Genomic DNA, 20747 nt, shown 5'->3' on the forward strand with positions numbered 1-20747 from the left:
CAATCTGAGCCATGATCAAACTCTTCAATTAAAAGCTTGATTTGCTTCCACTCGAGAAGCGATGCTCAAAGATTTACTGCATGAATTTTACTTCAGTTAGTCACTCTTCAAGACTTGATATTTTTTTGCATCCGAAGATGCTGGATATCGTCTTGTGGAGTGCCCACACAGATTGTCTGATAAATTGTTAAAGAGCAGTGAGTTAGGTGCTTTCGCTTGCTAACTCGAGGTGGCGTATATTACGCTTTCCTCTTTCAGAGTCAACCCTAATTTTCAGGATTTTTTCTCTTTCTTCCCGGCCGCTGTGTGAAGTGAATCACTTGCGCCGTGTCGATGGAGGCGCATTATAGGGAGTCGGTTCAGAATGACAAGCGATAATATGCATTTTTTATCTGACCGCTCACTATTCATTCGTAACGCCTATTAAACCCGCTTTTTGATGGCTGCCGGCAGGTCCGCCAGGCTATTTAGCACCCAATCGGCCAGCTTTTCGCCCTGCTCGGTCACCGGTTTGCCGGTACGCACCAGCACCTTGGTGCCAACGCCGGCCGCGATCGCCGCCTGCATATCTTCCGGTTTATCGCCCACCATATAAGAAGCGGCCATATCGATGTTCAATTCCTGCTGCGCTTGCAGCAGCATGCCCGGCTGCGGTTTACGGCAGTCACACACCTGACGATACTCTTCTACTACTGCCTCCGGATGGTGCGGGCAGAAATAGATGCCGTCGAAGTCGACGTCGCGATCGGCCAGCGACCAGTCCATCCACTCGGTCAGGTACATAAATTGGTCTTCGCTGAACTTGCCGCGCGCAATGCCGGACTGGTTGGTCACCATCACCAGCGCGAAGCCCATCTTTTTGAGTTCGCGACAGGCGTCAATCACGCCGTCAATAAAGTGAAAATTGTCGATTTCATGGACATAGCCATGGTCAACGTTAATCGTACCGTCACGATCGAGAAAAATTGCTGGAACGCTTTGTGTCACCGCTTTGCTCCTGAGGGCCTGTATACGCTGACAGTATCGCATGTTTTACCCCGCACTGAGAACGCCGGAGAACGTCGTTGGCCGTTGACTTGGACGTCTAGACGCCTTAACATCTGATCCATACCTTGGTTCCACGCCGAGGTTTACTTTTATCTAGCCACGGGCAACCACGCTAAAATAAGAAGAATATGATTAAACTTTCTAACATTACTAAAGTGTTCCAGCAGGGTTCGCGCACCATTACCGCGCTCTCTGACGTGACCCTTCACGTCCCTGCCGGGCAAATCTATGGCGTTATCGGGTCTTCCGGCGCTGGCAAAAGCACGCTGATCCGCTGCGCCAACATGCTGGAGCGCCCAACGTCCGGCCAGGTCCTGGTCGATGGTCAGGATCTGACTTCGCTGTCGGAAAGCGAACTGACGCGCGCCCGTCGCCAAATCGGCATGATCTTCCAGCACTTCAACCTGCTCTCTTCCCGCACGGTATTCGGCAACGTGGCGCTGCCGCTGGAGCTGGACAATACGCCGCGCGCCGAGATCAAAAAGCGCGTGACCGAACTGCTGGAGCTGGTCGGCCTGGCGGACAAACACGACGCCTATCCGGCCAACCTGTCCGGCGGCCAGAAACAGCGCGTGGCGATCGCCCGCGCGCTGGCCAGCAACCCGAAAGTACTGCTGTGCGACGAAGCCACCAGCGCGTTAGATCCGGCCACCACCCGTTCCATCCTGGAACTGCTGAAAGACATCAACCGCCGCCTGGGCCTGACCATTCTGCTCATCACCCACGAAATGGACGTGGTGAAACGCATCTGCGACCAGGTCGCGGTCATTAGCCAGGGGCAGCTGATCGAAAAAGACAGCGTCAGCGAAGTGTTCTCGCACCCGAAAACCCCGCTGGCCCAGCAGTTCATTCAGTCCACGCTGCATCTCGATATCCCGGACGACTACGCCGCGCGCCTGTCGCCGGAACGTCAGGGCGACCGCCAGCCGCTTTTGCGCCTGGAATTCACCGGCCAGTCAGTCGATGCGCCGCTGCTGTCTGAGGCCGCTCGCCGCTTCAACGTGAACAACAACATTATCAGCGCCCAGATGGATTATGCCGGCGGCGTGAAATTCGGCGTGATGCTGGCGGAGCTGCACGGCAGCGACGAAGATGCGCTGGCGACGATTAAGTTCCTGCAAGAAAATCAGGTAAAAGTAGAGGTTCTGGGTTATGTCTGAGGCAATGATGTGGTTGATGGCGCGTGGCGTGTGGGAAACCGTCATGATGACCTTTGTCTCCGGCTTCTTCGGTTTCGTGCTCGGCCTGCCGGTAGGCGTGCTGCTGTATGTCACCCGCCCGGGGCAAATCATCGCCAACAACTCGCTGTATAAAATCCTGTCCGGGCTGGTGAACATCTTCCGTTCGATCCCGTTCATTATCCTGCTGGTTTGGATGATTCCGTTTACCCGCATGATCGTCGGCACCTCTATCGGTCTGCAGGCGGCCATCGTGCCGTTGACCGTGGGCGCCGCGCCGTTCATCGCGCGCATGGTGGAAAACGCCCTGCTGGAGATCCCGTCCGGCCTGGTGGAAGCGGCGCGCGCCATGGGCGCCACGCCGATGCAGATCATCAAGAAAGTGTTGCTGCCGGAAGCCTTGCCGGGCCTAGTCAACGCCGCAACCATCACGCTGATCACCCTGGTGGGCTACTCCGCCATGGGCGGCGCGGTCGGCGCCGGCGGCCTGGGCCAAATCGGTTACCAATACGGTTATATCGGTTATAACGCCACAGTGATGAATACCGTATTAGTATTACTGGTAGTTTTGGTTTATCTGATCCAGTTCTGCGGCGATCGCATCGTCAAAGCCGTTACCCATAAATAGTTTCACAGCATGTTAATGCGAGTCTAATGAGGAAGGGATATGTCGTTAAAATTTAAATCCATCGCGGCAATTGGCGCACTGATCGGCACTCTGGCTCTGGCGGGCTGTGGCCAGGATGAAAAGAATCCAAACCATATCAAGGTCGGCGTGATCGTCGGCGCTGAGCAGCAAGTGGCTGAAGTCGCTCAGAAAGTGGCGAAAGAGAAATACGGTCTGGACGTTGAGCTGGTAACCTTCAACGACTACGTGTTGCCTAACGAAGCGCTGAGCAAAGGCGATATCGATCTGAACGCCTTCCAGCACAAGCCGTACCTGGATCAGCAAATCAAAGATCGCGGCTACAAGCTGGTGCCGGTCGGCAGCACCTTTGTTTACCCGATTGCCGGTTACTCCAAGAAAATCAAATCGCTGGACGAGCTGAAAGAGGGTTCTCAGATCGCACTGCCTAACGATCCGACCAACCTGGGCCGTTCGCTGCTGCTGCTGCAGAAAGTCGGCTTGATCAAACTGAAGGACGGCGTTGGCCTGTTGCCGACCGTGCTGGACGTGACCGAGAACCCGAAAAACCTGAAGCTGGTTGAGCTGGAAGCGCCTCAGTTGCCACGTTCTCTGGACGATCAGCAGATCGCGCTGGCGGTGATCAACACCACCTACGCCAGCCAGATCGGTCTGACGCCGGCGAAAGACGGCCTGTTCGTGGAAGATAAAGACTCGCCTTACGTCAACCTGCTGGTTGCGCGCGAAGATAACAAAGATGCGGAAAACGTGAAGAAATTCGTGCAGGCCTATCAGTCTGACGAAGTGGACGCCGCCGCCAACAAAATCTTCAACGGCGGGGCGGTGAAAGGCTGGTAAGCGCTTATTCGCCAATTTTATTCCTATAATTGCAAGACGGGCCAAGGCCCGTCTTGTTATTTCCGCCATAGATTGCTTCAATAGCGCCACTTTCATTAAGGCAGAGGAATCTCAATGCGTGTTTTACCTCTCTGTTTGTTAGCGCTCGCGCTGGCCGGATGTTCATCGCAACGTATCGCGCCGTCCTCAACAAACAGCACCAGCAAGCCGACCACCACCGCCCCGGCCAAAACTACGCCGGCCGCCCGCCCCGCTCCGGTAAAACTGTACAAAAGTGCAGAAGAGCTCGTGGGCAAGCCGTTCCGCGATCTGGGTGAAGTGTCTGGCGAATCGTGCCAAACCACCGTACAAGACTCCCCACCGAATCTGGCCACCGCCCGTAAACGCATGCAAATCCGCGCGTCTTACATGAAGGCCAATGCCGTGCTGCTGCACGACTGCCAGATCGTCAGCGGCGTCGCCGGTTGTTACCAGCAGGCCGTCTGCCAGGGCTCGGCGCTTAACGTCTCGTCCAAATGACCGAATTCGTTTTCGAGCAGATCGGCGTGATCCGCTCGCCGTATAAAGAAAAATTCGCCGTTCCCCGCCAGCCGGGGCTGGTCGAAGACGGTGGCGGCGAACTGCTGCTGTTGCCGCCCTACAACCAGGCGGAGGCGGTACGCGGCCTCAGCGATTTCAGCCATCTGTGGGTGATGTTCATTTTCCATCAAACCCTGGAAGGCGGCTGGCGGCCGACGGTGCGTCCGCCGCGTTTAGGCGGCAATGCCCGCATGGGCGTGTTCGCCACCCGCTCCACCTTCCGGCCCAACCCGCTCGGCATGTCCCTGATCGAACTGAAAGGCGTGCGGGTAAAAAACGGCGAAGTGACGCTGGAGCTTGGCAGCCTCGATCTGGTCGACGGTACCCCGGTGGTAGACATCAAACCGTATCTGCCGTTCGCCGAAAGCCAGCCGCAGGCCCGCGCCGGCTTTGCCCAGGCCGCGCCCGCCGGCGATATGCCGGTACGTTTCGCGCCACAGGCCGAGCAGCAGCTGCAGCAACATCAGGCGCGTTACCCGCAATTAAGGCGTTTTATCAGCCAGGTGCTGGCGCAAGACCCCCGTCCCGCCTATCGTAAAGGAGAGGGCGTCGAACGGGATTACGCCGTCTGGCTGCTGGATTTCAACGTGCGCTGGCGCGTCGTGGACGGTCATACCGAAGTGTTGGCGCTCGACCCGCGTTAAAATTCCGCCGCCTCTCTTTTGGCGACCCGCTCGCGCTGGTAAACTAAACCACTTTTGTCACTTTTGGCCGCCACTCTGGCAGCCCGATGCAATTTGCAGTTCTAACGGAACCAAAACACCATGCGTACTAGCCAATATCTGCTCTCCACACTGAAGGAGACACCTGCCGACGCCGAAGTGATCAGCCACCAGCTGATGCTGCGCGCCGGGATGATCCGCAAGCTGGCCTCCGGTCTTTACACCTGGCTGCCGACCGGCCTGCGCGTTCTGAAAAAGGTTGAAAACATCGTTCGCGAAGAAATGAACAATGCTAACGCGATCGAAGTGTCCATGCCGGTGGTTCAGCCTGCCGATCTGTGGCAGGAAAGCGGCCGTTGGGAGCAATACGGCCCCGAGCTGCTGCGCTTCGTCGATCGCGGCGACCGCCCGTTCGTGCTGGGCCCGACGCATGAAGAAGTGATCACCGATCTGATCCGCAACGAGATCAGCTCGTACAAACAGCTGCCGCTGAACTTCTTCCAGATCCAGACCAAGTTCCGTGATGAAGTGCGCCCGCGTTTCGGCGTGATGCGTTCCCGTGAGTTCCTGATGAAGGATGCCTACTCCTTCCATACCTCACAGGAGTCTCTGCAGGAGACTTACGACGCAATGTACGAAGCGTACAGCAAAATCTTCAGCCGCATGGGCCTGGATTTCCGCCCGGTGCAGGCCGATACCGGCTCGATCGGCGGCAGCGCCTCGCACGAATTCCAGGTGCTGGCAGACAGCGGTGAAGACGATATCGTGTTCTCCACCGGTTCCGACTTCGCCGCCAACATCGAGCTGGCGGAAGCGGTCGCGCCGGCGGCTCCACGCGCAGCGGCCGGCGAAGAATTGCGTCTGGTGGATACGCCGAACGCAAAAACCATCGTTGAACTGGTCGAGCAGTTCCAGCTGCCGGTGGAAAAAACCGTGAAGACGCTGATGGTGCGCGCCACCGAAGAGAGCGGCCACAAGCTGGTTGCCCTGCTGGTGCGCGGCGATCACGAGCTGAACGAAGTCAAGGCCGAGAAGCTGGCGCAGGTTGCCGCGCCGCTGACCTTCGCCACCGAAGAAGAAATTCGCGCCATCGTCGGCGCCGGCCCGGGTTCACTCGGCCCGGTCAACCTGCCGATGCCGGTGGTTGCTGACCGCAGCGTGGCGGCGATGAGCGACTTTGGCGCCGGCGCCAACGTTGACGGCAAACACTACTTCGGCATCAACTGGGAGCGCGATCTGCCGCTGCCGCAGGTGGCCGATATCCGTAACGTGGTGGAAGGTGACGCCAGCCCGGACGGTCAGGGCACGCTGCTGATCAAACGCGGCATCGAAGTGGGCCATATCTTCCAGCTCGGCACCAAGTACTCGGAAGCGATGAAAGCGACCGTGCAGGGTGAAGACGGCCGCAACCAGGTGCTGACCATGGGCTGCTACGGCATCGGGGTCACGCGCGTCGTGGCCGCCGCCATCGAGCAGAATCATGACGAACGCGGCATCATCTGGCCGGACGCCATCGCGCCGTTCCAGGTCGCTATTCTGCCGATGAACATGCACAAGTCGTTCCGCGTGCAGGCGCTGGCCGAAGAGCTGTACAACACCCTGCGCTCCCACGGCATCGACGTGATCCTCGATGACCGCAAAGAACGCCCGGGCGTGATGTTCGCGGATATGGAGCTGATCGGCGTGCCGCACTCTATCGTTATCGGCGACCGTAACCTCGACAACGAAGAGATCGAGTACAAGAACCGCCGCGTCGGCGAGAAGCAAATGATCAAAACCGGCGAAATCGTTGATTTCCTGCTGGGCCAGATCAAACGCTAAACGACGAATGCCAGAAAATAAAAAACCCGCTCACGCGGGTTTTTTTATATCCGAAATCGCTTATTTGCTGCTGCAGTTCTTGCTGCGATCGAACGCGATTTTACCGTCCGGCACCAGCGCCTTCTCGGTCAGACCTTCCTCCATCGACGGCTGCACGCTGAAATGCGCGCTGAACGTCAGGAATACCGGCTCGCCGGCGGTCTTATATGCTTTGGCGTAACCTTGCTCCAGCGCGATGTTGTTATCCACCGGGAAGGTTTTGCCGGTAGCGCAGTCCTTGAAGACCGCCGCGTCCGCCATATAGGTGTAGCTGCCTTTCAACGTCATCGGCGTTTTAGGCAACGGCTTCTCGACCGGATCCAGGCGGTAATTCAGTTTGGACTCGATCGGCACGCCGCTGCGATCCAGCATTTCCAGACTCTTGCCCACCGGACGGAAATAGCGTTTTTCGCCGTTGCTGTCGGTCAGCACCAGTTTATCCGCAGTGCGCGCCCATTTACCGTAATCGGCAAAGGTCTGATCGCCGTCTTTGGTGCCACGATAGGTTTCCTGCAGCACGAAGGTGCCGTCCTCATCCAGGAACAGCGCCGTATCCAGACCGCCGCAATCGGCGCAAGGCAACAGCCCTTGATAACTCTGCGGCATCGCCTGCAGCGGTTGTTCCTTCGGCTGATAATGATTGTTGCATCCCAACAACGAGAGTGCGCCTGCCGCGAGGAACAGGGCTACCGTAATTTTCTTCACAGTTATTCTCCTACTGTGTTCATGTATTCCTAAGTGCGAACCTTGCCACGCAGCGCTTTGGTGGCGCCTTTACGTGTCTTGCCTTCCAGGCGACGCAGTTTGGCCCCTTTCGTCAGCTTGGTCGCCTTGCGTGTTTTTTCCACCACCATCGCCTGCTGAATCAGCGCGGCCAGCCTGGCCAACGCCGCTTCACGATTCAATTCCTGACTGCGATACTCTTGCGCCTTGATAATCACCACGCCATCAGCGGTAATGAGATGATGATTCAGCGCCAGCAGCCTTTCCTTATAATACTCTGGCAGGCTGGATGCCCGGATGTCAAAGCGCAAATGGATTGCCGTTGAGGTTTTGTTCACGTGCTGGCCGCCCGCGCCCTGCGCGCGGATCGCCGTCAATTCCAGCTCATTATCCGGTATGGCTACGTTTCTTGACAGTTCGAGCACCGGTCACACCTGCGCCCGCTGCCACTCGGCAAACTGGATTTCCAGACTATTCTGAGCATCGGACAGCCAAATAGTTCCCTCCTGCAGCGTTGCCTGCAGCGTCATAGTGCGGCTGGCCAATGCCGTCAGGCGCGCCAACTGCTCGTCGTCGAGGAAACGCACGCTCAGGTTCTTGTAGCCGGCCACCTTGCCCTGCATTCCCTGCCACCACACGTGCGCGGCGCGCTCGCCGTAGGCGTACAACACCACGCGCGGCGACTGGTTGCAGGCCTTGCGGATGCGTTTTTCGTCGGGCAACCCCATCTCGATCCACATTTCCAACCCATTGTGGTCGTTGCGCTGCCAGATCTCCGGCTCGTCGTCGGCGCTCAGCCCTTTGGTGAACACCAGCCGCTCGTCGGCATGGCAGATCCAGGCCAACAGGCGCAGCATCATGCGCTGCTCGTTTTCGGACGGGTGTTGCGCCAGCGTCAGCGTGGCGTCGTGGTAGAAGTGACGATCCATATCAGCAATATTGACCGCGGCTTTATAAATGGTTGCTTTCAGCGCCATGGGTGACCTCGTTATTATCCGGCGACAGTGTACTTGATCAGGGCCGAACGCCGCCAGCGCGGCCAGGCCGCGGCAGTGCGAAAGGCGTGCCGGGGTGCTGATAACTCCATAACAGCTGTGCTATAGTCGTCTAGGATAGGATAAAACTCCGAGAGCCTGCGCCTCATCGCGATAGTAGTCTTGATGATGCAGAGGTTCTTAAGGGAGGAAACTGTGCAACAATACTGTGAGTTAGTACGCCGTACTTACGCCGAGATTGGCAGTGGAGATCTTGGCTACGTGCCTGATGCGCTGGCTTGTGCGTTAAAGGCATTGGACGATGTCGCAGCGAACGATGCGCTACCGTCCTCCGTTAGGGAACAGGCGGCCTTTGCCGCCGCTAACTTATTGGTGAGCGACTATGTTGATGAATGATGAGTACCAACCCATCAATTGCGATGACTACGACAACCTGGAACTCGCCTGTCAGCATAAACTTATTCTGAAGCTGGAGTTACGCGACGGAGAAGTGATCGAGGCCAAGGCGATCGACCTGCTGCAAAAGAAACGCGTTGAGTATCTGACCATCGAACAGAACGGCCAGCAGCGCGACCTGCGCCTGGACCATATCAGCAGTTTCAGTCATCCGGAAATCGGTACCGTGGTCGTCAGTCTGTCGGACTGAGCAGCGGTAACCCCATCCCAACAGGGCAGCCCAATGGCTGCCCTCGTCATTTAAGGCTTCAGGCTGGCGTAATAGGCCGCCAGATCGGCGATATCGTCATCCGACAGCCCCGACACGTAGGCCTTCATCACCTCGGCCTGGCCGCCGTTGCGCTCCCCTTTCTTATACGCCTGCAACGCGTGCTGCAGGTACATGGCATTCTGCCCGGCCAGGTTCGGATACATCGGCACCGTCACCTTGCCCTGCGCGCCGTGGCACGCCGCACAGGCGGCGGCTTTCGCCTGGCCGGCCGCCGCATCCCCCGCCGCCAACGCCGGCAGGCTGAACAGACCGGCGGCCAACAGCGTGATCCCCACAAACTTCATTATTGTTCCTCGCGATTATGATTTTTTTCCCAGCGCAGCCGCCACGGGCGTTCGCCTTCCGGCACCAGCCCCGCTTCACAGACGAATACGCCCAGCGCGGCGATCAGCTGCTCATCATAATAAATCAACGGGATGCGTTCACGCTGCCAGGGCGGAATACCCAGCTCCTGCCACAGTTTTTTTATCGGCCGCGAATGGGCGCGCCCCACGATGCGCACCGTACCCTGCGCGCCACCGAAGCGAATGCTGATCCGCTGCGACGGCTGCGGCGCACGCAGCGCCAGCTCGCCCTCACCGGCAATCAGCCGCCCCAACCCGTCCGGCAGCACCAGCGGCTCGTCAGGCTGCCAAGGCAGATGCACATCGCGCAGCGCCGCCAGCGGCGGCAACAGGTGCAACCGGCCGCGGAAACGGCGAATCTGATAGGCGCCGAGCTGCAGCTGCGGTTCGGCATCCTCTCGGCTGAGCGCCACCTCTTCCCACAGGCGCTGAAGCTGCTCACGCGCCGGCATGGTGACGTTAAACAACGCGATCCAGCGCCGCAGCAAGGCGAAGCGCCGCATCGGCGAACAGTCCGTCAGGCCGTCGATCGCCAATGATCGATCCGCCGCCAACAGACTTTGCAGCGGTTCCGCCAGCAGTTCGTCCAGCAGCTGCTCCTGCTCGGCGCACAGGCCGGCGCTGCGCGCCACCGCCGAGGCGAAGTGCGGCCAGCGTTGATTGAGTTGCGGCAGCACCTGCAACCGCAGGAAATTGCGATCGAAGCGCGTGTCCTGATTGCTGTCGTCATCTATCCAGGTTAAGGCGTGGCGTTGCGCGTAGCTTTCCAGCGTCTGACGCGAACAGCCCAACAGCGGCCGCAACAGCAGGTGCTCACCCAGCGCCGCGCGCGCCGCCATCGCCGACAGCCCCGCCGGCCCGCTGCCGCGCTTGAGCGCCAGCAGGAAGGTTTCGCTTTGATCGTCGAGGTGTTGGGCGGTGAGCAGCGCTTCCCCCTCCATTAGGGCGGCGCTGAAGGCGGCATAGCGCGCCGCACGCGCCGCCGCTTCGATGCCGCCCTGGCGGGCGTCCACCTGCACGTGCGTCACCGTCAGCGGGATCTGCCAGTCGGCGCAGCGGCTGCGGCAATGCTCAACCCAGCGGTCGGCGAAAGCGCTCAGGCCGTGATGCACGTGCAGCGCACGCAGCTGCAGCGCCGGACGCTGGCGGCGCAACGCCGCCAGCAGATGCAGCAGTACGCTGGAATCCAGGCCGCCGCTGAACGCCACCAGCAGCCGCTGCTGCGCGCCCAACTGGTCTGCCACCCGCGTCGTTAATTGATCAGTATTCATCGGTAGGCTTTGTTACTTCTACATAGCTGCACGTTAACCCCGCCTACCGTCATCAATCAAGCATTAACCGTCCGGGCCTGGCGCCGCGTCAGCAACCACCAGCCACCCACCACCGCGATCACCGCCAGCGCGCATCCGGCCGCTCCCCAGCCGATCTGAGCGAAAATGCGGCCATACGCCTGCATCGCCGCCCCCTCGATGTGATCCTCGGCGGTCTGATTAGCGATAATGCCCGCCAGGTAGTTGGCAATCGAACCGGTCGCCAGCATATAGATACCGGTCAGCACGCCGGTGGCACCGGGGATATTCAGCCGGGTGATCTGCGCCATCGCCACCGGATCGATAAACAGTTCGGCGAAGCCCATCACTGCCAGGCCAGCGATCATCAGCCCCATCGATCCCGGCCCGTGCAACCGCGTATTGAGCGCCATCAGCGCAAAGCCGACGCCGATCAACAGCAGACCGAAGGCGAACTTGCACCAGATGCGCAGCGTGCGATCGCCCGTACCGTCGCCGCTCGCCAGCCATGCCAGCGCCACGCCGCCCAGCATCACCGCACAGGCGTTAATCGACTGGAACAGCGCGGTCGGCACCGTCCAGCCGAACCAGCGCCGATCGACGAAGTGATCGATAAACAGGCTGATGGAGCTGCCGCCCTGCTGGGCGAAAGCCCAGAACAGCGTGCCCAGCAGCATCAGCGCAACGATCTGCCACAGCCCCCGGCGCTGGCCGGCGTCCGCACGCAGCATAATGCGCGCCACCAGCACCACCGCCGCCACGCACACCAGCCCGAGCAAATAGCCGGCCCAGTCGTGCACAAACAGCAGCGTGAAGAACAACGGCGATGCCAGCAGCGCCGCCAGCAGCCAACCCCAGTGCGGCAAGCCCAGGCTTTTGGCGCGCATCAGCGGTGCATTCACGCCGCGGGTATGGCGGAAGTGGCGCCCGCCGAGCAGGAAGATCGCCAGGCCGGCGAACATGCCGATCCCGGCCAACGCAAAGCCGACGTGCCAGCCATAGCGCTCGGCCGCCAACCCGCAGGCGATCGGCGCCAAAATAGACCCGACGTTACCGGCGGCGTACAGCAGCGAGAACCCCCCTTCGCGGCGCGAGTCCTGCGCCGGATACAGCTCGCCCAGCAGGCAGCTGATATTGGATTTGAACAGGCCGTAGCCGCAGATGATGATGGCCAGCGCCAGATAGAGCGACTGGGCGGAGACCGCACTTAGGCCGAGCACGATATGCCCCAGCGTCATCAGCGCCGCGCCGGCAATCACCGCGACGCGATTGCCCAGCAGGCGATCGGCGAGCCAGCCGCCCAAAATAGGAGTGACGTAAACTAACGAAGCATAAGCGCTGTAGAGATCGATGGCGTGGCTGTCGGTATAGCCGAGTTGGTGGGTCAGATAGAGAATCAGTAACGCACGCATGCCGTAAAAGCTGAAATATTCCCAAATTTGTATGGCTACGACATAGTAAATTGCGCGCGGCTGTGAGGGTGTTTTCATGGAGGTCTCCCATCAGTCGGTGAACGGCAAAGGGGAAGCGCGAGCGCCTCCCCTGTTATTGGCTGCGGTTATTTCGCCTTCAGCACTTTCACCCGATAACGTCCGTCCGCCTGACGATAGGCGCCGTGAATGTCGGTTTCAAAGCCCGGATAATGCGCGCCGATTTCGCACAGCATCTGCAGGAACTCCAGCACCGGCCGGCTCTCCTCGGTCAGCATTTCGCCCGGCATCACCAGCGGCACGCCCGGTGGGTATGGGAGGATCATATTGGCATTGACCTTGCCGACCATCTCTTCCAGATAGACTTCTTCCACTTCGCCGTGCAGCTCTTTCTGGAACGCCTGGTACGGATTCATCACCATGGTTGGCAGCACTTCAAACGCGCGGTACATCAGATCCGGCAGGTTGTGTTGCTCCACCAGGCGGTGAATGTTCTGCGCCAGATCCTGAATGCGCATGTTTTCATAGAAATCAGGCGCTTCCTGATACAGCGAAGGCAGCATGTTTTTCACCCGCAGGTTCAGATCGAACGAGCGTTTGAAGTCGGTCATCGCGCGCAACAGGCTGAGCGCTTTGGTTTTGTCGATGCCGATGCTGAACAGGAACAGCAGGTTGTACGGCCCGGTTTTCTCGACGATGATGCCGCGTTCGTCGAGGTATTTCGCCACGATGCTGGCCGGGATGCCGAACGGTTGCATCTCGCCTTCTTTGCTCATCCCCGGCGTCAGAATGGTGACCTTGATCGGATCGAGGTACATGTGTTCATTGTCGATGTTCTTGAAACCGTGCCAGGCGCTGTCGGAGCGCAGCGGCCAGCATTCCGGCTCATCGATATGCTCCGGCTGCCAGACGTCGAAGAACCAGCCGTCGGACTCGACTTTCAGGCGTTTGATCTCTTTGCGGAACTTGATCGCGCGCTCGATAGAGCCGTTGATCAGCCGCTTGCCGGCGTTGCCTTTCATCATCGCCGCAGCAGTTTCGGTCGATGCCACGATGCCGTAGTGCGGCGAGGTGGTGGTGTGCATCATGTAGGCTTCATTGAAGGTTTCTTCGTTGATGTCGCCCTTCACATGAATCATCGAAGCCTGCGAGAAGGCCGCCAGCAGTTTGTGGGTGGACTGGGTTTCATAGATTACCTTGCCCTCCACGCGGCCGCCGCTCATGCCGCACTTGCCTTTATAGATCGGATGGAAGTTGGTGTAAGGCACCCAGGCGGAATCGAAGTGGATAGACTTCACGTCCAGGGTGTTCTTGATAAAGTTGGTGTTGTACAGCAGGCCGTCATAGGTGGAGTTGGTGATCACCGCGTGCACCGGCCAGGTGGCGTTCGGGGTGTCCTTCACGCGTTTGGCGATGGTGGCACGCTGGAACTCGCTCTGCGGAATGCCGCCGAGGATGCCGTAGGCGTTGCGGGTCGGGCGGAAGTAGATCGGCGTGATGTCGCTCATCATCATCAGGTGAGTCAGCGACTTGTGGCAGTTACGGTCAATCAGCACCGTGCTGCCCGCCGGCGCCGAATACATGCCGACGATCTTGTTGGCGGTAGAGGTGCCGTTGGTGACCATGTAGCTGCGTTCGGCGTTGAACACGCGGGAAATGTACTCTTCCGCCTCTTTGTGCGGGCCGGAGTGATCGAGCAACGATCCCAGTTCGGACACCGAGATCGAGATATCCGACTTCATGGTGTTCGGGCCGAAGAAATCGTAGAACAGGCTGCCCACCGGGCTTTTCTGGAACGCGGTGCCGCCCATGTGGCCCGGCGTACAGAAGGTGTATTTGCCTTCACGCACGTATTTGAACAGCGCCTTGGTCAACGGCGGCAGGATGGTGTCGATATACTCGTCGGTATTCTGTTTGATCTTGGCGGCGATGTCGGTTGCCGCGCCGAGCGCATATTCGAAGAAGCGCACCTGCATGCGCAGATCGTTCAGGCTGACGTCCAGCGTCGAATAGGTGTTGGCGAACGCGTACAGCGGCATGTATTCGTTCAACTGGCTGATCTCTTCGCACAGCTCCAGGTTGTATTTGTCCCAGTCGAAGATCACCCCGCACAGACGGGCGTTGTTCTCGATCAGTTTCAACAGGTCTTCGCGATCGTTAGGGTAAACGATGCGGAAATCCAGACTTTCCAGCGCCTGATGCAGTTCACGGATAGGCTCTTCTTTGAAGTAGACACCCATGTGATTCATGATGGCGATAACGTTCATATGCATTTCTCCTGGCAAAGCAAGCCCCTTCCCGTCGCGGCTGACAGGTCGGAAAGAAAGGGGCTGGGTAAATTCAGTCGGTCAGCGGACGCGAATCAGTGCGCTTTGGCCGTGGTGTTTTCATCGACCGCCGCTGCGTTGGCAGCCTGGCGGGTATTCATTTTCCGGGCGTAGAACATCAGGATAATCAGGCTGATGATAAAGGTGCCGGACAGTTCGAATGAGTTGGCGCCCATCAGCGCGATGAAGCAGAAGCCGCAGCCGCACACCGAAGCGATCAGGCTCAGCAGGTTGCGCACGTTGACCCCTTCGAAGCGGATCAGGTCTACGCAGGAGTAGAAGTAAGGCAGCATGGTCAGCAGCACCGCGATACCGGTCAGTTCGCCGAACAGGTCGGACGCTTTGCCGCCGGCGGAGCTCATCAGGGTGATCAGCACCATCAGCGCGGTCATTTTGCAGCCGGCCAGCAGCAGACCTTTCTTCGGAATGCCGTTTTTATCCAGCTCGCCGTACACTTTCGGGAAGTTGCCGTCGTTGGCGGCGCGTACCCCGGCCTGGCCGACCAACATCATCCACGAACCCAGCGACGTCAGGCAGGCGAAGGCGGTGAAGGCGGAAACCATCGGTGCAGCCCAGTTGCCCATAATCGCCGAGGCGCTGATAGCGAACGGCGCGCCGCTGGCGGCCATTTCAGACGCCGGGAACATACCACTGATCACCTGGGTGGCGGCGATGTAGATGATGCCCGCCAGGCCGGTGCCGAGCATGGTTGCCAGCGGCACGGTGCGTTTCGGATTTTTCACCATGCCGGTGCTGACCGCCGCGGATTCCACGCCGATGAATGCCCACAGGCACAGCAGGATACTTTTGATCACTGCATGGCTGTCGGTGGTGCCGGAGGTATTCCAGTTAGCCTGATAGGTGGCGGCGTCAAACCAGTGCCAGCCGAGGGTCGCGGTCACGATCACCGGGATCAGCACCAGCACCAGGCCCAGGGTGGTCAAACGGCTGACCCAGGTTCCGCCCAGCATGTTGACGAAGGTGAAGATCCACACGATGGCGATACAGGCGATGCCGGCAGGTACCGGGTTGTTCAGCGCCGGGAAGAAGGTGGAGAGATAAGAAACGGCGGTAATGCCGATGGCCAGGTTACCGATCCAGTTGGCATGGTAATAAAGCACGCCGGTCTGGAAACCGAAGGCCGGGGAAATTTCGCCCGCGTAGGCGATAGGGCCGCCCTGCTGCGGGTTTTTGGTGGCGAGGCGGGCATACACATAGGCCAGCGACATCGCCCCGATAATCGAGATCACCCATCCCCAGATGGCGATAGATCCGAGACTCGCCAGGTTGGCGGGCAATAAGGCAATCCCGCTCCCCATCATATTACCGGCGACGACGCCGGTGCAGGCAATAAGCCCTATTTTCTTGGGTGAAGCCATGGTCAGTTTCTCCTGATTTACGTTTCTTATAAGCCACACCCATAAATAAAAGATTTTAATGAGCCGGCTTGATAGTCAGGATGCTAACCATCGGGGGGAATAAAGTCCTAAAGATAAAGTGAGATTACGCTCATGATCATACAAATGATAACCTGAGGTTTTTCATTAACACGTCAAGATAAAAAGGTAAGCTAAAGAAAAGATAAACATCATTTTAAAACAACGAGATGGAAAAGTTAAAAACGAATAACAAACGGCAAAAAAGAAATAATATCGCGCAGCAAAATAATACATTCATGCAACATACCTTCACCAATAAATAACGCCGCCATGATCCCGGTAGAATAATGGCGGCATGGTCTCGATTAATTATTGGCGCTGATAGTTATTTAAATAAGGCACCACGTTGGTCAATGACGTCTGGAATACGCCATTGGTGATCCAATGCAATGTGTCTTCGCCGGGGCGAAGATTAAATGCGGTAATATAAGAATCCGCCGCCAAATGGTTCTGCCCCTGCATTTCATACACCTTGCCCAGCAGCACATAATTCAGCCACGACATTTGCAACTCAATCCCCAGATCGATAGCCCGGTGCGCCTCGTCAATGCGCCCCTGCGTCAATGCATCCACCGTCAGAACTTGCTGCATGATTGGTGTGTTTTTCAATTCCGGGATCGTCGCCAGATGGCGGATATCGGCGCGCAATTGCGTCAAGGCCTGGCTGTCGAACGGTTGATAAGAATTACGCAGCAGGTCCACCAACGCTTTTTCCGCCAGTAAGTAGTGGAAGTTCGGCGCGCTTTTAATCAGCTCGCTCAGCTGGGCGCTGGCGCGGGTCAACGAATCGGCGTCGCCGTGGATCAGCAATTGATGCGCCTGGTAGAAACGCTGCAGCAACGGCCCGTTGTCGGGCAGCAGCTGCGCCAGACGCTGCTCCAGCTGTGGCGGCCAGGGCTGCTTCAGCGCAGCGGACAGGCTGGAGAGGAAATCGGTCTGGATCTTCAGCTGGTTATCGGCGGTAATGAAGTAACGCTTGTCGAGCATGACTGAGCTGTCGGCGTTATCCACCAGCCGCACGGACAGGAAACACTGCTGGGCACGGTAGTGGCGCTGATTGACGAACTCGATATACAGCGACTTGCCCGAGTTGCTGGGGCCGGAATAGTTGTAGTTGGTCTGATCGTGCACCAGGAAGGTCGAATAGGTGTTCAACGAATCGGTGATCAGCTCGCTGACGCCTACCACATAAGAGAGCTGCGGCATCCAGTTGCTGCAGCTCTCGCCGCCCTGGATGCGGATATCGATGTCGCGCGGGTTGAGCAGCACCGGCATGGTGGATACCGGCACGCGCTGCGACAGCGTGGCGATGCCGACAAACGCCACGCAGACGCTGAGCGCCGCCAGAAACGCCAGCCAAACCCAGAAGGTCGAGCGGCGATAAAAACGCGGCTTCTTTTCGTCAGGCGCGGCAACCGGCGCACTTGCCCGGCGCGGCGGCACGTACGGCGTCTCGTCGTCGTCACTGCCGTCTTCCGGTTCATGCATGATCACCGCGATCTGCGGCGCCTGTGCGGGAGCGGGTTGCGTCTCCCCCTCTTCACACCAGATCACCGACGTCGCCAGCTTATACCCACGCTTGGGCACGGTGATAATGTATTCCGGGCTGTCGCTGTCACCGTCTTTCAGGTATTTGCGCAGCTCTGAAATACATTGGGTCACCACATGGTTGGTGACGATATTGCGCTTCCAGACGTTGTCGATCAGCTCGTCGCGGCTCAGCACCACGTCGGGATGGCGGGCGAAATAGCACAGCATGTCGATCAGGCGCGGTTCCAGCGTTTTTTGGCGTCCGTCGCGGCTGATGGTGTTGTCGGCAGGGGTAACCAGCCACTCCCCGACGCGAAAAGCAGGCTCTTGCATGGCGGAAATAACTCTGTAGGCATGTAGGGCAAGGGCGCGATCATAGCATAACCGCCCCCGGCTGTGGCCGCCGGGAGGCGATTAAGCCGTTAACTCTCGTATAATTCTAACGGTAAACCATCGGGATCGCTGAAAAAGGTAAAACGGGATTGGGTGTAAGGATCGACGCGTACCGGTTCGCAGGCGACGCCGGCCGCCTGCAGATGGGCGATGGCCTGTTCGATGTCGTCGACGCTGAACGCCAGATGGCGCAGGCCGCAGGCCTCCGGGCGGCTGACGCGGGCCGGCGGCGAAGGGAAAGAAAACAGCTCGATAGTGTATTGCCCGTTGAGCGCCAGATCCGCTTTCCAGGAGCCGCGCTCCTCGCGGTAGACTTCGCTCAGCAGGGTAAATCCGAGAATGTCGCAGTAAAAATGCTTACTGGCGGCGTAGTCCGCGCCAATGATCGCGATATGGTGTACCTGATGTAACGCCAGCATGACGGCCGCTCCTGTTCGGTCTGATGAGGCAAGGTATCCGGCGGCGGCGATAACGTCAATGAGAACGCCCGGCATATCTTTCCAAACCGCCGGGCGTGTTATGCATTACGGCTGCGGGGCTTTCAACACCTTCACCAGATAGCGCCCCTCTTCCGTCAGCTTGGCGCCGTGGATGTCGGTTTCAAAACCGGGATAGCGCTCGCCGATCGAGCACAGCATCAGCAGAAAATCGAGCACCGCACGGCTCTCTTCGGTGATCATTTCCCCCGGCATCACCAGCGGCACGCCCGGCGGATACGGCAGGATCATATTGGCCGCCACCTTGCCCACCAGCTGATCCAGCTCGCAGGTTTCCACGTTGCCGCGCACCTGCTCCTGGAACATCTGGTGCGGCGTCAGCTTCATTTCCGGCAGCACGTCGAACGCCCGCTGCATCAGGCGCGGCAGATCATGCTGGCAGATCAGGCGATGAATGCCGGCGGCCAGATCCTGAATGCGCATGTTGCGATAGAAATCCGGATCCTCGGCGTACAGATCCGGCAGCATGTTCTTCACCCGCAGGTTGAGATCGTAGGCGCGCTTGAAGTCGGTCAGGCCGCGCAGCAGGCTCATCGCCTTGGTTTTATCGATGCCGATACTAAACAGGAACAGCAGGTTGTACGGCCCGGTCTTCTCCACCACGATGCCGCGCTCGTCGAGGTATTTCGCCACCAGCGCCGCCGGGATCCCCTCCTCCTCCAGCGCGCCCAGCTCGTTCATGCCCGGCGTCAGGATCGTCACCTTGATCGGATCGAGGTACATGTGATCGCGATCGGTCTGGCCGAAACCGTGCCAGTTGTCGTCCGGATCCAATGGCCAGCATTGCGCCTCATCGATCTCTTCCGGCTGCCAAATGTCGAAGAACCAACTGTCGCTCTCCTCGCGCAGCCGCTGCACTTCACGGCGAAAATGCAGCGCGCGCTCCACCGAGCGGTTGATCAAGCGGCGCCCCGGATTGCCGCGCAGCATGGCGGCGGCGGTTTCCATCGACGCCACGATGCCGTAGTGCGGCGAAGTGGTGGTGTGCATCATGTAGGCTTCGTTGAAGGTGCTCTCGTCGTAATCGCCCTTGATATGAATCATCGAAGCCTGCGAGAAGGCCGCCAGCAGCTTGTGCGTCGATTGGGTTTCGTAAATCACCTTACCGGGCACCCGCTCGCCGCTCATGCCGCTTTTGCCGTCGTAAATCGGATGGAAGTTGGTGTAAGGCACCCAGGCGGAGTCGAAGTGGATCGACGGCACCTCCAGCGTCTGCTTGATGTAGTCGGTGTTGTACAGCAGGCCGTCATAGGTGGAATTGGTGATCACCGCATGCACCGGCCAGGTGGCGTTCGGGGTCTCCTGCACCCGGGCGGCGATGCTTTCGCGGGTAAACTCGCGCTGCGGAATGCCGCCGAGGATGCCGTAGGCGTTGCGCAGCGGGCGCAGATAGATCGGCACAATATCGCTCATCATCAGCAGGTGACACAGCGATTTGTGGCAGTTGCGGTCGATCAGCACCGTGCTGCCGGCCGGCGCCGAATACATGCCGACGATCTTGTTGGCAGTGGAGGTACCGTTGGTGACCAGATAGCTCTGCTCGGCGTTGAAGGTGCGCGCGATATACTCTTCGGCCTCCAGGTGCGGCCCGGTGTGATCCAGCAGCGAACCGAGCTCGGTGACCGAAATCGAGATGTCGGCCTTCAGGGTATTGGCGCCGAAGAAGTCATAGAACAGGCAGCCCACCGGGCTTTTTTGGAACGCGGTGCCGGCCATATGGCCCGGCGTGCAGAAGGTGTACTTCCCTTCGCGCACATAGTTGAACAGTGCCTTGGTCAGCGGCGGCGTAATGGTGTCGATGTATTCCGCAGTGTATTGCTGGATGCGCTGCGCGATATCGTCCGCCGCATTCAGGCCATACTCGAAGAAATAGAGCACCATGCGCATTTCATGCAGGCTGACGTCGAAAGTGGAGTGAGTATTGATAAAGGCGTACAGCGGCAGGTATTCGTTCAGGTCGTTGATCTCGCTGCACAGCTCCAGGCTGTAGTCGTCCCAGTCGAAGATCACCCCGCAAATGCGGGCATTGGCTTCGACCAGCTTCAGCAGGTCACCGCTGTTTTTGGGGTACACCAGCTGGAATCCCATGGCGGCCAGCGCAGCGTGGAGCTCGCGGATCGGCTCATCTTTGTAGTAGACGCCCGTCGGGCCCATGATGGCGATGATATTCATCGGCAGCTCCTGTCAGTTAACGGCCAAGTCTCTATAACACCACGAAAATCCGGCGGTGTGTAGCCAAAAAAA

General features: G+C 58.8%; 20 protein-coding genes. 8 read left to right on the forward strand and 12 right to left on the reverse strand.

Translation table 11 applies throughout. The annotated features are described in order from the left end of the window. Positions 1-423: 423 nt before the first annotated feature. Positions 424-987, reverse strand: coding sequence for a D-glycero-beta-D-manno-heptose 1,7-bisphosphate 7-phosphatase (gene gmhB / locus C9411_RS21330; protein ID WP_015378880.1), 564 nt, complete (start codon positions 985-987; stop codon positions 424-426). Positions 988-1175: 188 nt separating this feature from the next. Here gmhB and metN point away from each other — a divergent pair, with 188 nt between their 5' ends. The 6 genes from metN to proS all read left to right on the forward strand — a co-directional run bounded on the left by metN (position 1176) and on the right by proS (position 6770). Beyond that, positions 1176-2207 carry a methionine ABC transporter ATP-binding protein MetN gene (metN, locus tag C9411_RS21335; RefSeq protein WP_004932012.1) on the forward strand — a complete coding sequence of 344 codons (1032 nt, stop codon included), beginning with the start codon at positions 1176-1178 and terminating at the stop codon, positions 2205-2207. Then, positions 2200-2853 carry a methionine ABC transporter permease MetI gene (locus C9411_RS21340; RefSeq protein ID WP_004932010.1) on the forward strand — a complete coding sequence of 218 codons (654 nt, stop codon included), beginning with the start codon at positions 2200-2202 and terminating at the stop codon, positions 2851-2853. The genes metN and C9411_RS21340 overlap by 8 nt, the downstream gene beginning before the upstream one ends. Before the next feature lie 39 nt (positions 2854-2892). Next, positions 2893-3708 (forward strand): MetQ/NlpA family lipoprotein, encoded by an 816-nt coding sequence (locus C9411_RS21345; protein WP_063990782.1) that lies wholly within the window; start codon positions 2893-2895, stop codon positions 3706-3708. A gap of 114 nt (positions 3709-3822) precedes the next feature. Further along, complete coding sequence (rcsF, locus tag C9411_RS21350; protein ID WP_025304011.1) at positions 3823-4227, forward strand: Rcs stress response system protein RcsF; 405 nt, start codon at positions 3823-3825, stop codon at positions 4225-4227. Then, positions 4224-4931 (forward strand): tRNA (N6-threonylcarbamoyladenosine(37)-N6)-methyltransferase TrmO, encoded by a 708-nt coding sequence (tsaA, locus tag C9411_RS21355; protein ID WP_063990780.1) that lies wholly within the window; start codon positions 4224-4226, stop codon positions 4929-4931. The genes rcsF and tsaA overlap by 4 nt, the downstream gene beginning before the upstream one ends. 120 nt (positions 4932-5051) lie before the next feature. Beyond that, positions 5052-6770, forward strand: a complete 1719-nt coding sequence (gene proS, locus C9411_RS21360) for a proline--tRNA ligase (RefSeq protein WP_063990779.1) — start codon at positions 5052-5054, stop codon at positions 6768-6770. A 60-nt stretch (positions 6771-6830) separates the two neighbouring features. Here the strand turns inward: proS and nlpE are convergent, their stop codons facing one another. The 3 genes from nlpE to C9411_RS21375 are packed head-to-tail and all read right to left on the reverse strand — an operon-like array spanning position 6831 to position 8509. Next, entirely contained in the window at positions 6831-7514 is a 684-nt protein-coding gene (gene nlpE / locus C9411_RS21365) for an envelope stress response activation lipoprotein NlpE (protein WP_063990778.1), read from the reverse strand. A 29-nt stretch (positions 7515-7543) separates the two neighbouring features. After that, entirely contained in the window at positions 7544-7957 is a 414-nt protein-coding gene (arfB, locus tag C9411_RS21370; protein ID WP_107227885.1) for an alternative ribosome rescue aminoacyl-tRNA hydrolase ArfB, read from the reverse strand. A gap of 3 nt (positions 7958-7960) precedes the next feature. After that, on the reverse strand, positions 7961-8509 hold the full coding sequence (locus C9411_RS21375; protein WP_004931995.1) for a YaeQ family protein: 549 nt from the start codon (positions 8507-8509) through the stop codon (positions 7961-7963). A 213-nt stretch (positions 8510-8722) separates the two neighbouring features. On the opposite strand from C9411_RS21375, the gene C9411_RS21380 reads away from it, so the two are divergent. Together C9411_RS21380 and rof are read left to right on the forward strand one after the other, a co-directional pair. After that, positions 8723-8923, forward strand: coding sequence for a YaeP family protein (locus tag C9411_RS21380; RefSeq protein ID WP_004931993.1), 201 nt, complete (start codon positions 8723-8725; stop codon positions 8921-8923). Further along, positions 8910-9173: a Rho-binding antiterminator gene (gene rof, locus C9411_RS21385; RefSeq protein WP_004931991.1), complete on the forward strand. Its 264-nt coding sequence runs from the start codon at positions 8910-8912 to the stop codon at positions 9171-9173. Before C9411_RS21380 ends, rof begins: the two co-directional genes overlap by 14 nt. A 50-nt stretch (positions 9174-9223) precedes the next feature. Here the strand turns inward: rof and C9411_RS21390 are convergent, their stop codons facing one another. The 8 genes from C9411_RS21390 to C9411_RS21425 form a co-directional block, all read right to left on the reverse strand. Then, positions 9224-9538, reverse strand: coding sequence for a c-type cytochrome (locus C9411_RS21390; RefSeq protein WP_063990775.1), 315 nt, complete (start codon positions 9536-9538; stop codon positions 9224-9226). Beyond that, positions 9538-10869, reverse strand: a complete 1332-nt coding sequence (tilS, locus tag C9411_RS21395) for a tRNA lysidine(34) synthetase TilS (RefSeq protein ID WP_107227886.1) — start codon at positions 10867-10869, stop codon at positions 9538-9540. The genes C9411_RS21390 and tilS overlap by 1 nt, the downstream gene beginning before the upstream one ends. A gap of 56 nt (positions 10870-10925) precedes the next feature. Next, positions 10926-12377: a dipeptide permease DtpD gene (gene dtpD / locus C9411_RS21400; protein ID WP_107227887.1), complete on the reverse strand. Its 1452-nt coding sequence runs from the start codon at positions 12375-12377 to the stop codon at positions 10926-10928. Positions 12378-12445: 68 nt separating this feature from the next. Further along, a complete protein-coding gene (cadA, locus tag C9411_RS21405; RefSeq protein WP_107227888.1) occupies positions 12446-14584 on the reverse strand; it encodes a lysine decarboxylase CadA in 2139 nt (712 codons plus the stop codon). A 95-nt stretch (positions 14585-14679) separates the two neighbouring features. Beyond that, positions 14680-16023 carry a cadaverine/lysine antiporter gene (gene cadB, locus C9411_RS21410; RefSeq protein ID WP_033635727.1) on the reverse strand — a complete coding sequence of 448 codons (1344 nt, stop codon included), beginning with the start codon at positions 16021-16023 and terminating at the stop codon, positions 14680-14682. Between the two features lie 369 nt (positions 16024-16392). Continuing rightward, positions 16393-17946, reverse strand: a complete 1554-nt coding sequence (gene cadC / locus C9411_RS21415; RefSeq protein ID WP_107227889.1) for a lysine decarboxylation/transport transcriptional activator CadC — start codon at positions 17944-17946, stop codon at positions 16393-16395. A gap of 89 nt (positions 17947-18035) precedes the next feature. Then, positions 18036-18425 (reverse strand): VOC family protein, encoded by a 390-nt coding sequence (locus tag C9411_RS21420; protein WP_063990771.1) that lies wholly within the window; start codon positions 18423-18425, stop codon positions 18036-18038. 105 nt (positions 18426-18530) lie between these two features. Then, complete coding sequence (locus C9411_RS21425) at positions 18531-20675, reverse strand: lysine decarboxylase LdcC (RefSeq protein WP_107227890.1); 2145 nt, start codon at positions 20673-20675, stop codon at positions 18531-18533. Positions 20676-20747 lie beyond the last annotated feature (72 nt).

The sequence above is a fragment of the Serratia sp. Nf2 genome (assembly GCF_003028435.1).
Lineage (GTDB): Bacteria > Pseudomonadota > Gammaproteobacteria > Enterobacterales > Enterobacteriaceae > Serratia > Serratia marcescens_L.

Bases quoted from the DNA above. Each gene is read 5' to 3' on its own strand.
- rof (WP_004931991.1), top strand. From the start codon at position 8,910: ATGTTGATGAATGATGAGTACCAACCCATCAATTGCGATGACTACGAC.
- C9411_RS21425 (WP_107227890.1), bottom strand. From the start codon at position 20,675: ATGAATATCATCGCCATCATGGGCCCGACGGGCGTCTACTACAAAGAT.
- C9411_RS21390 (WP_063990775.1), bottom strand. From the start codon at position 9,538: ATGAAGTTTGTGGGGATCACGCTGTTGGCCGCCGGTCTGTTCAGCCTG.
- C9411_RS21375 (WP_004931995.1), bottom strand. From the start codon at position 8,509: ATGGCGCTGAAAGCAACCATTTATAAAGCCGCGGTCAATATTGCTGAT.
- tilS (WP_107227886.1), bottom strand. From the start codon at position 10,869: ATGAATACTGATCAATTAACGACGCGGGTGGCAGACCAGTTGGGCGCG.
- dtpD (WP_107227887.1), bottom strand. From the start codon at position 12,377: ATGAAAACACCCTCACAGCCGCGCGCAATTTACTATGTCGTAGCCATA.
- tsaA (WP_063990780.1), top strand. From the start codon at position 4,224: ATGACCGAATTCGTTTTCGAGCAGATCGGCGTGATCCGCTCGCCGTAT.
- cadC (WP_107227889.1), bottom strand. From the start codon at position 17,946: ATGCAAGAGCCTGCTTTTCGCGTCGGGGAGTGGCTGGTTACCCCTGCC.
- proS (WP_063990779.1), top strand. From the start codon at position 5,052: ATGCGTACTAGCCAATATCTGCTCTCCACACTGAAGGAGACACCTGCC.
- rcsF (WP_025304011.1), top strand. From the start codon at position 3,823: ATGCGTGTTTTACCTCTCTGTTTGTTAGCGCTCGCGCTGGCCGGATGT.
- cadA (WP_107227888.1), bottom strand. From the start codon at position 14,584: ATGAACGTTATCGCCATCATGAATCACATGGGTGTCTACTTCAAAGAA.
- metN (WP_004932012.1), top strand. From the start codon at position 1,176: ATGATTAAACTTTCTAACATTACTAAAGTGTTCCAGCAGGGTTCGCGC.
- C9411_RS21340 (WP_004932010.1), top strand. From the start codon at position 2,200: ATGTCTGAGGCAATGATGTGGTTGATGGCGCGTGGCGTGTGGGAAACC.
- C9411_RS21420 (WP_063990771.1), bottom strand. From the start codon at position 18,425: ATGCTGGCGTTACATCAGGTACACCATATCGCGATCATTGGCGCGGAC.
- C9411_RS21345 (WP_063990782.1), top strand. From the start codon at position 2,893: ATGTCGTTAAAATTTAAATCCATCGCGGCAATTGGCGCACTGATCGGC.
- cadB (WP_033635727.1), bottom strand. From the start codon at position 16,023: ATGGCTTCACCCAAGAAAATAGGGCTTATTGCCTGCACCGGCGTCGTC.